This window comes from Nitrosomonas marina (genome assembly GCF_900111605.1).
GTDB classification, from domain to species: domain Bacteria; phylum Pseudomonadota; class Gammaproteobacteria; order Burkholderiales; family Nitrosomonadaceae; genus Nitrosomonas; species Nitrosomonas marina_A.
The window spans coordinates 1-8,882 of sequence record NZ_FOIA01000055.1 but is presented as its reverse complement, the minus strand read 5'-3'; the positions used below and the strand labels follow the sequence as shown (position 1 = coordinate 8,882).

At 43.8% G+C, this 8,882-nt stretch carries 12 protein-coding genes; 6 read left to right on the top strand and 6 right to left on the bottom strand.

Annotated features, from left to right (window positions below; translation table 11 throughout):
• Positions 1-325: 325 nt before the first annotated feature.
• From BMY62_RS16280 to BMY62_RS15260, 5 genes are all read left to right on the top strand, one after another.
• Positions 326-505 (top strand): hypothetical protein, encoded by a 180-nt coding sequence (locus tag BMY62_RS16280; RefSeq protein WP_177170423.1) that lies wholly within the window; start codon positions 326-328, stop codon positions 503-505.
• On the top strand, positions 477-866 hold the full coding sequence (locus BMY62_RS15270) for a hypothetical protein (protein WP_090661979.1): 390 nt from the start codon (positions 477-479) through the stop codon (positions 864-866). Before BMY62_RS16280 ends, BMY62_RS15270 begins: the two co-directional genes overlap by 29 nt.
• A gap of 139 nt (positions 867-1,005) precedes the next feature.
• Positions 1,006-1,365, top strand: coding sequence for a hypothetical protein (locus BMY62_RS15265; RefSeq protein ID WP_090661976.1), 360 nt, complete (start codon positions 1,006-1,008; stop codon positions 1,363-1,365).
• A gap of 206 nt (positions 1,366-1,571) precedes the next feature.
• Complete coding sequence (locus BMY62_RS16275) at positions 1,572-1,739, top strand: hypothetical protein (RefSeq protein WP_177170422.1); 168 nt, start codon at positions 1,572-1,574, stop codon at positions 1,737-1,739.
• Between the two features lie 126 nt (positions 1,740-1,865).
• Positions 1,866-2,504 (top strand): hypothetical protein, encoded by a 639-nt coding sequence (locus BMY62_RS15260; RefSeq protein WP_090661973.1) that lies wholly within the window; start codon positions 1,866-1,868, stop codon positions 2,502-2,504.
• A gap of 101 nt (positions 2,505-2,605) precedes the next feature.
• Here the strand turns inward: BMY62_RS15260 and BMY62_RS15255 are convergent, their stop codons facing one another.
• From BMY62_RS15255 to BMY62_RS15240, 4 genes are all read right to left on the bottom strand, one after another.
• Complete coding sequence (locus tag BMY62_RS15255) at positions 2,606-3,439, bottom strand: mechanosensitive ion channel family protein (RefSeq protein ID WP_090661970.1); 834 nt, start codon at positions 3,437-3,439, stop codon at positions 2,606-2,608.
• Between the two features lie 332 nt (positions 3,440-3,771).
• Positions 3,772-4,569, bottom strand: coding sequence for a hypothetical protein (locus BMY62_RS15250; RefSeq protein WP_090661966.1), 798 nt, complete (start codon positions 4,567-4,569; stop codon positions 3,772-3,774).
• 148 nt (positions 4,570-4,717) lie between these two features.
• Positions 4,718-5,569, bottom strand: coding sequence for a polysaccharide deacetylase family protein (locus BMY62_RS15245; RefSeq protein WP_090661964.1), 852 nt, complete (start codon positions 5,567-5,569; stop codon positions 4,718-4,720).
• A 90-nt stretch (positions 5,570-5,659) separates the two neighbouring features.
• Positions 5,660-7,051 (bottom strand): NAD(P)-binding protein, encoded by a 1,392-nt coding sequence (locus tag BMY62_RS15240; RefSeq protein WP_090661961.1) that lies wholly within the window; start codon positions 7,049-7,051, stop codon positions 5,660-5,662.
• A gap of 24 nt (positions 7,052-7,075) precedes the next feature.
• Between BMY62_RS15240 and BMY62_RS15235 the strand changes: the two genes are divergently transcribed.
• Positions 7,076-7,279, top strand: a complete 204-nt coding sequence (locus BMY62_RS15235; protein ID WP_090661958.1) for a hypothetical protein — start codon at positions 7,076-7,078, stop codon at positions 7,277-7,279.
• A gap of 343 nt (positions 7,280-7,622) precedes the next feature.
• Here the strand turns inward: BMY62_RS15235 and dtd are convergent, their stop codons facing one another.
• Both dtd and BMY62_RS15225 read right to left on the bottom strand, forming a co-directional pair.
• Positions 7,623-8,069, bottom strand: coding sequence for a D-aminoacyl-tRNA deacylase (dtd, locus tag BMY62_RS15230; protein ID WP_090661956.1), 447 nt, complete (start codon positions 8,067-8,069; stop codon positions 7,623-7,625).
• A gap of 7 nt (positions 8,070-8,076) precedes the next feature.
• The gene (locus tag BMY62_RS15225; protein WP_177170421.1) at positions 8,077-8,391 is read right to left on the bottom strand and encodes a hypothetical protein; all 315 of its coding nucleotides are present in this window, start codon (positions 8,389-8,391) and stop codon (positions 8,077-8,079) included.
• Between the last annotated feature and the right edge of the window lie 491 nt (positions 8,392-8,882).

Here is an 8,882-nt window from a genome sequence, read left to right as displayed (position 1 = left end):
TCACGACATGATCGTGATTAATAGTTATTAAACAAAGTGTTACTATACAATAAATCATTGCCGCAGAGAAGGCCTTCTAATCTGACAAAGTAGAACTAGACTCGAATGTATTTTCGTGACAGAAGCGAATCACCGAAAAATTAAAGAATAGCCTGTTTCCTGTTCGATTATAAGTTGGTTCATATTGGGCAGTAAAGAAAGGAAAGCTGGATATATTATTTTGCAGATTAATTCTAATAACATTTTTGTTTAACAGTGAAGAAATCATCATGCGGATTATCATTGGCAGTCCACCGACAGGGAGCGATTTTATCCGCGTCAATCAGTGATTGATCAGTTTGTTCGCGCATTAGCGGTTGATAATGTATTGTCACTTTCGCCACGGTGTACCGGTAAAACCAGCGTTCTTTTTCGGTTGTGCGAAGTCGCACCTGCACAAACGGTTTTTATTGATCTTGAAGATCTGGATACGAGCCATGATCGACAAGGTACGCGAAATCAATGATGAACGATGGTTGCAGATCATTAAAAAAGCACCTGATTTTTTTCGTGGTTTCAAAAGCGATCTTTTCGAGATTTCAGAAACAAATTGGGAAGACAATGCAAATCAATTGATGCATGATTTGAATCAGCTCAACACACCTGTCTGGTTTCTGCTTGATGAATTTCCCATCTTGGTCGATAAAATCGACAACCGGCATGGTAAAGACGAAGCATTCACCGCATTGTACTTGTTGCGCCGTATGCGGCTGCATCATACCGGCGGTTCAGTTCGCTTCCTGTTAACCGGCTCGATTGGACTGGACAACGTCATGGCATGCGCGCTGCCGCCAATGATTTACGGCGTGAGATATTATCGCCGCTAACAATCAATGACGCGCTGGCTTTTATCCTGAACTTAGCACAAGATAATCAGGTAATCCAAGATGAAAGATGGCGCGCGAATTTATCAATCGACTGGGTCCCGTCATTTGACCGTTTTTTAATTCAATTGTTTGTTGCCGAATGCCAGGTTTACGTGTTGCATGCCAGATATTGAAAAGAATCGCAGTGCATGACTATGGCTTGCCATTGGAAAGACTGCGTGCACAATGTTCTGCTGACTTACTGGAAGAAAATTTTCGCAATGTGCTGAATACGCTGGCGCATGACAGTCATCTGATCGAACTGGGCAACGGCAACATCGCTTTCTTCTCGCATCTGTTTCGCGATTACTGGCGGCATAAAGGCGTGTCTGATATGGAGCATGAGATCAGGGAAGCGCCGCTAAATCTGTATAATCCCGCTTCAAAAGACGCCGGGGCGCTGCTGGAAAATTTATCGACCGCAAGAAACTGCTTGCACGGATACTGGGGCTTGTTATAGTGGTCGGGCCGCGCGGCACTGGAGTCCGGTCACCGTGTACGACATCCGTACAGAACTGCGTAAACCGTCGAATTATATCAGGGTGCAAATCAAGCGCCTGATCACCGAAGGTTTCATCGAAGAAGTCAACGGCTAAAAAAATGTTACCAGGTCTCCGAGCGTTTTTATAACGTCTACTGCCTGATGCACTACAGTCGCGAAGGCCGTTGCCGCTTGAGGTGCTCATTCTGGCATTGCAGACGCTTGAAGACTGTTCGGTATTGCAGCATATCGCGCGCGAGAAACGTGATGTGGTGTTGGATGTCATGGCCAGTATTAAGTCGGAAGACGATCCGGATACGAAAGAGGCGGATTCAGTTGACCATGTCAAATAATGGATAATCATTTTATAAACAGATAATTGACAATTAAAATGCAGGCTGAGTGGCATTTTTTGGTGCATCCTGTCACAATCTCTGGTTTTTAGAAACGTGTGCTGTCTCGATAGCATTTGAGTATTTATGAGTTACCTCAAATTAACCAATCATCAATTTGACTCTGTCGGCCATTGGGCTCGGCCACTGGCGACTACACACATACCCCGCGCGCGGGATCTGGCGCTGTTTGATCAGAACGGTTATGATCTGACCGACCTGGAACAACGCTATGCCGAAGCCAACCAGAGACAGGTGCAGGCACACCGGGACCACCGGCATGCCTTAAAAGCGCCATGGTTTATACAACCCGAACGGGTTGAGGGCGCTGTACTGAATCATAGCTTATTGTTTGAGCGCAAAGGTTATAGCGGAGAAGCATTACAGCAACTGGAACAATGGGCAAAATCCAATCCGCTGATTTACAAGATTATTCGTATCCGTCCGAAATGGGGCCTTGATTTCAGCATGGACTACGCAGATCGCAATGGCAATGTGTTCGAGGTGCTGCATTGGGAATATGATGGTTTCGATTACCACGAAGTTGAAGCCCGTAAGCAGCAGTTGGAAACCCGGTTTGCCGCCATTGACTGGGATGATGCGGCCGCACGTATCCTGAAACAAAAAGACCAATGGTATCATCTTGATTTTTTTGAACAAAGTGACTGGAAATGCAATTACTTCGGTATCGTCAAGGAGCGCTTCAAGATGGTTATCTGGGCGTAGCGATTCAGACGCTTCCTGAACAGACGAGCACATGCTCAATTCACGATCAACGTATCTTTGGCTGGCGGCAGGTAAAGCTGCGTTGATCCGTTTTGTCGATATCAACTGCCTTTCCAACTGGTTTGATAAACCCGCTCCAGCACGCCTTGCGTTATATGATGTTCCAGTTCGACGGCTTTCTCGGTGGGGCAGAAGACGATAACGGTGATTACGCTTTTGGCATATTCGTTGGTACTGATCATGACGCGTGGTTCAGGTCCTGCGATGTCGACGCCGGTCCTGTGCTCGATAAATGTATTGTAGCGGCGGGCGATCTCGATAAAGTCAGCCGAGAGTATATCGATTTCGCTGATAATCCATTGTGGCATGGCCGCAACATTCAGGTGTGGCTCAATGGTGATGCTGAAACGGTGAAACACGTAGCGTTTGAAAAAATTCAGGTTTCTGATTGATTCGGACAGAAACAGGCTGTTCGGTATCACAATGGTCCTGCCGGTAAAGCTGTAGCTGTTGGGCGTTTTGTCCAGTTCCTGCAGTGTGGTGGAGAGCATGTTGTAATCGATGACCTCGCCCTGGTGCGCGCCGATTTCGATCCAGTCGCCGATAGTAAAGGCACCTGTACCCGCACGCAGCATGGCGCCGCTGAAGCACAGGATCAACTCCTTGATCGCAATCACCAGCGCCAGCGTTACGGCGGCAATTGAAATTGCAAATTCGCTTAATTCGGGCCACCAGATCGCCAGCAGGCCGAAAAAAATGATCAACCAGCTTGAATTTTTGACGCTGGTAATCCAATGCCGCTGCGCCTCTGTCAAAATTGCACGGTTACGCTTGACCAGATAGACCAGTGCAACCCGTAAAGTCAGCAAAACCACCACCAAAGTGCAGCTTTGAGCAAACTGGTTGTCAAAAAAATCAGTGGTTAATTCAGGCATGTGTGTCGGGAATAAGCGTAATGATGGCTGTCACATATATAAAACGAAAATACATGCGGCAGTGCAGATCAATTGCCGGCCTAGTGATAAATCAAAATGCTTTTAAAATTCGCCTTCAAGTTTTGGTAAAAAGTCCGGCTCAATGTTAAAAGTCTTGCAACAGGAAATCAATTGCAACAGTGATACGCCGGTTGTAATTTTTATATTTTTACAGATGCGTCATGCGACTCTTTTTTTTCAGCAGTCAGTTATCTTCAAAATACTGTGTTCCTGAGCCCGGTAGCTTGTTTTTTTATGAATATATTCGGGTTCAAAAGCAATAACTCAGTAGCTCACTTTGATGCCCATCTGATTAAATCATCCCGACTCCAGATCATAAGAAAAAGTTTGGGGCAATATTGCCCTCTTTCATACAATTTTCTACGGGTTTTTGATTTTTCAATGGCGCCAGACTTTGCGTATTTGTCTGTGGCAACAAAAAAAATGCGCGCTCCTCCTTCCAATGGTTGCTGGCGAAGATATGCCAATCTGGGACTAATAGTTTCCAGTGCAGGATCATACCACCAACTGACACAGCTTACCCCCTTGATATCAGGATTGATTAATAGCAGTTCGCAGATTCTTTTGAAACACTGGTTCCATCCTTCGACGTTGAATGACGTTTTAAGCGGGGCATGCATATGCATTTCATAGACAGGACGAAAGCCTTTAAGATTGAACAAGAAATAGGGTAATGATCGTGAAAATTGTGATAACCCTTTGTTTATCATTATACTTCTTGGAACACCCGAAAGCTCGTCAATTAATTCTGCCCCACAGGGATATAGTTTTAATCTGCAAATTGCCAGATCTTTAAGAAATCGATCTTTGCATGGAAGATAATAAGCCTCACGTTGCTCTTTCATCTCTGAAAGTATTCTTTGAAATTCGAGATGAAATAACTGAATAATCGACGCCGTCACTTTTCTTTGCGCTAAGCGGCGTTCAAAATCATTCATCAAGGTGATCATAACCAGCTTAAGGTATTTTTCTAGTGTTGTGGGGCCGGCTAGCTGTGATATGGCTTTGCAAAAACCGGCTGCAGTGATGGGAATGAAACCATAATTGCCATATCCCTTGTATGTATCCAAAGAGTCAATAAAATCTTTTACAGGATACTGATTCAGTATCAGAGGATTGGCACCTAAAATAGCAGAAACAAGTTCTGCTTGTATGCTTGTGGTATTAATATCGAGAACTCCTAAAGGTCATCAAAAAATTTAGAGTCATACCATTCCGCTAATGCCGTATTTGATGGCCTTCGATGATTGCTCTGAATGTAAGATCATTGATTTTATGACCGATTCCCTGTCTCAGGATGTTGTATTGATCGAATGCAGGAAAATTAACACCACCATAAGCCGAAAAACAATACATAACGCCAATTCCGTTCAATTGTTTAAGAATATCAGCTGTAATATCATTTTTTCCACCGAATGGATAGGCAAACCATGAAATTCTGCATTTATCGCCCAATTTTTGGACCAAATCATGTGCTGCAGTTTGAATCTCGCTTAATGCATCCTCAGTGGGTATTTTCCCCAGATTAGGGTGCGTTGCTGTGTGATTGGCAATATCAAACCCCCAGGCAGCGATCTTATGTACTTGGTCCCAGTTTAAAGGGTCGATATTTCGTTTTAAGCGTATATCACGTGGAAAAGAACGCACTGTTCCGACGATGCCGGTACAAATAAAAAAAGCACATGGAATATTTGCTTTATGCAAGATTGATGCGGCCAGGTAATTATCATTGTATCCGTCATCGAACGTTACCACCACGGCCGGTCGTCTTCGCGGTTTGTTCCTTGACTGTAAGAAATTGTCCATACTGATGACAGTATAACCACGTTTTAAAATATCAAGCTGACGCCGAAATTGTGTGGGTGTCACTGTAATTGAATCTACATGCTCCTCGCTAACACGATGGTAAAGTAATACTGTGGTGTGACAGTTACCAAAAATAGCTCGCCCCACATTGCGAATTGGGGAAAAAACATATACAAAAATCCAAAGGTAAACAGTTTTTAAAGCGATCCGGATTTTATTTTCACGTGAATTAATTTTTCCATACCAGGCTGATAGTACTTTCATACGAGTTAAAAAATAAATTGATTTGAGCCAGCAAATTACGCGATGGAAAATTACAGGCTTCTAAATGAATGTATTGTTTTTATGGATTGATTAAAGCAATTCGGGAAATTTGATTGTTACAGGAAGGGTTTCTGAAAGCTCGTGGTAATAAATTCTCCTGTCATCCATGATTATGGATCTTGCTGCCTCCAGTCCTGCATAAGTGGCTTTATCCGTCCCAGGGCGATTAACATAATACAAGTTTCTGATTGTAAGTATTTTGGACATCAGATCTATGGTCGAACTGTTTTCCCAATCACGCCAACTGGTTGCGGCATTTACATTAGGTAGCTTCAGGATAAAACTGTCAAAGCATGCAGCAGGATCAATTATACGAGCATTGCCGCATTCAGTAATTGCCAGTTCACTAAGCTCATTATCATCCAGTTGAAGTAATGGATCATTGCCCTGACAAAAATATTCGACGCATAAGCAGGTTTTGTTTGCTGGAACCATACCCTTCCCGATTGATGCATAATTTACAATTCTTCCGGCTTTCATCTTCGGGCACGTTGATTTTAGCCATGCGTGCGGGAATAGTGGGGGGGCATCAAGAAAAAGATAAACACAAATCGTGCTTCTTTTTATCGAAATATTTTCCAGGTTAACCGAAGGGTCCTGGCATGTGTCAATACATTTAAGCCACTTGCCCAATATTTCAATCGGAGTGCTCGATATGACATGGTTCGGTTTGTAAGTGATTACTTTGGAGCCCGTATCGACTGTTACCTCATCAATCACTTCTTCCTTCAGAGTAATATCAATAATAGTCGCACCTAAAACAAAATCTACGCCATTGGCCTTGGTTTTTTGTTCAAGTATTTCGCATATCTGCCCAGTGCCTTTGGCAGGATGGCGCCAGCGTGTTTCAAGTCGTTCCAGATTATGCTTTTTAGCGAGCGGATCATAAATTCTTTTATAATCAGCGCCTCCGTGTGGCGGTATTTTGCTCCAATCAATGCCTTTAAATTTTTCTTCATAGCCTTGCGTGAAAATCTGGGTTAGGAGCCTGCCTCGTCGTTTGTAATTGTATTCTGCAAAGTTTACTGGTTTTGAGAAACTGGATATGCAAACGCTTTTGATTAAATCTAGACCACAAACAAACAGTAGGTGCCAACTCATTCCACGCCTAAAACCCAGCCATGATCCATTTGATTCAAGAATCATGTCATGATATAAAATTCCTTCACGGTGAGAATATGGCTGATAATCAGACCCTAGTAACTCTTCCCAAAAATCATTAACTTTTGCTAATCGTGTATAAAGTTCTTTACGTCCTATATCAACGATAAAATCGCCTCTACGTATGGAACGCATCAATCCGCCAACCTGATTGCTTTTCTCAATGATGGAACACGCTATTCCTGCATTTCCTAAAATATAGGCGGCCGTCAAACCTGAAGGGCCAGCACCGATAATAAGTGTATCAATATCAATCTTCATAAACTTTTACTCCCGGAAACACTCTTGGTTCCAGAGCGTGAAAGTTTTCTTTTCTTCAAAATCATTTTGTCATTCCCTTTCTTCTTGCTTTTTGTACTGATGATATTGAACCAAGCAATTTCTGTGCCAGTGCTATTGCTGTTTGCCTGTAAACCCTATGGTTTCTGGAATGAATGGGAAATTGTGAATCGTCAGAGGTATGAAGAATTGCGCGCAGAAAAACCCTGATGTAAAAAGATATGACACTTTTTAAAAAAATGAGTGGGTTATTTATGTGAAAATTTGTGGTTTTTGTGTACTTTATTATAAGCAGATGAAATAAAATATAAATAATGCGTGTGCATATCAAAAATGGCTAAAATTTTTAGTTAAAACGATTACTGAATTCTTCGACAAGACTGATTTGTAGCGTCTAGAATCGATATTTTTATTCTGATTTGAGTTAGGAAACTCCAAATCCGTCGGGCAGTTGACGTTGGATATCTTAAATCGGTTTTGTTTGAATCGCTTTACGGGATTTCAGTTCTATGATCGTCTGGTTCAAAGTGCCATAAAGTAGCTACGCATAGCTTCATGAAGCCGAAACACGCAGCGTAAACGTTACCGGCCCGTTGTTGACCAGCGCCACCTGCATGTCGGCGCCGAATTCGCCGTATTGTGTGCCCGGATGAATATTGTCTGTGGCCGTTTGAAGATACGTAAACAATCTACGGCCTTTTTCCGGTGCGGCCGATCTTGTAAAGCTCGGGCGGTTGCCGCTATTGGTATCTGCAGCCAGGGTAAACTGGGGTACGAGCAGCAGTTCACCGTTGATGGCGCGCAGGCTGAGATTCATCCGGCCCTGTTCGTCAGGGAAAATACGGTAATTCACGATGCGCTCGAGCAGACGGTCTGCCTGTTTCTCGGTGTCTTCCTGTTCTACGGCGACCAACGCCAGAATGCCAGCGCCAATAGCGCCGATTTTCCGGTCGTTAACGGTTACACTAGCACTGCTGACACGCTGGATGACGCTGATCATGATGGCTTTATCGTGTTTGTATCTGCACAGGTGGTTTGCAGTAAAAGCGTGAAGGAAATTCCTCGCTGCGTCGCCGGTTGCGTATAACATCGCCGCCTTCAGCTACGCACGCCGCAATCGACTGATCAAGGCTTGGAAAATATTCGTTACTGCCGGGCTCTGCAGATGTGGCTGGCACGCGCGCGCGGATTCTGGCGCAAATCTCGTGTTCATCTGCTTTGGATGTTTCTCCCGCGACCGCTGGCAGCGGGCATAACCGGCAAGGATCACCAGGGCACAGGCAGCCTTCGCAGCCGGCCTGGGCAGGAGCTGCCAGCAGCATTAACCAGAAGCCAAAGAAAAATGCAATGAAATAGTTGAGATGGTTGAAGTAAATGTTCATATCAAGATTATGTTTTATCAGGTTGAGTTACGCTCCGGTGCTTTGTCAGTAGAGTAAAGTAAAAGGCGTATCGAAAATCTGTGTATAGATCATTGGTTTTGATGGTCAGCGTCAGGATGCCTGCTCGTGTGCCGGATAATGGATTGGCAGGCAATCTCCCTTGCCCGGTTCTCGCAGTCTGTACCTCCTGGTTTTATGCTGTCTTACAGATTGCAGCAGTCTTATCCTCCATTCAGCATTATTATTGTCGCTTCATCCTGTAGAAAACGCAAAAAAAACATCGTGCCATTCTTGACGGTAACGCAAAATGGGCAAATACTTTTTGTATTGCATTTAACTAGAGTTTAGAGCGAGCTTACTCCTCCAGGCTAATATTTTTTAGCCTGTTTTAGCTAGTCGCCCTATGTTTTTTCCTTTTGTTACGCAGTCTT

Excerpts from the sequence above, each read along its gene's own strand:
- BMY62_RS15265 (WP_090661976.1), top strand. The coding sequence starts at position 1,006 with ATGCCAGGTTTACGTGTTGCATGCCAGATATTGAAAAGAATCGCAGTG.
- BMY62_RS15245 (WP_090661964.1), bottom strand. The coding sequence starts at position 5,569 with ATGAAAGTACTATCAGCCTGGTATGGAAAAATTAATTCACGTGAAAAT.
- BMY62_RS15270 (WP_090661979.1), top strand. The coding sequence starts at position 477 with ATGATCGACAAGGTACGCGAAATCAATGATGAACGATGGTTGCAGATC.
- BMY62_RS15260 (WP_090661973.1), top strand. The coding sequence starts at position 1,866 with ATGAGTTACCTCAAATTAACCAATCATCAATTTGACTCTGTCGGCCAT.
- dtd (WP_090661956.1), bottom strand. The coding sequence starts at position 8,069 with ATGATCAGCGTCATCCAGCGTGTCAGCAGTGCTAGTGTAACCGTTAAC.
- BMY62_RS15255 (WP_090661970.1), bottom strand. The coding sequence starts at position 3,439 with ATGCCTGAATTAACCACTGATTTTTTTGACAACCAGTTTGCTCAAAGC.
- BMY62_RS15240 (WP_090661961.1), bottom strand. The coding sequence starts at position 7,051 with ATGAAGATTGATATTGATACACTTATTATCGGTGCTGGCCCTTCAGGT.
- BMY62_RS15225 (WP_177170421.1), bottom strand. The coding sequence starts at position 8,391 with ATGCTGCTGGCAGCTCCTGCCCAGGCCGGCTGCGAAGGCTGCCTGTGC.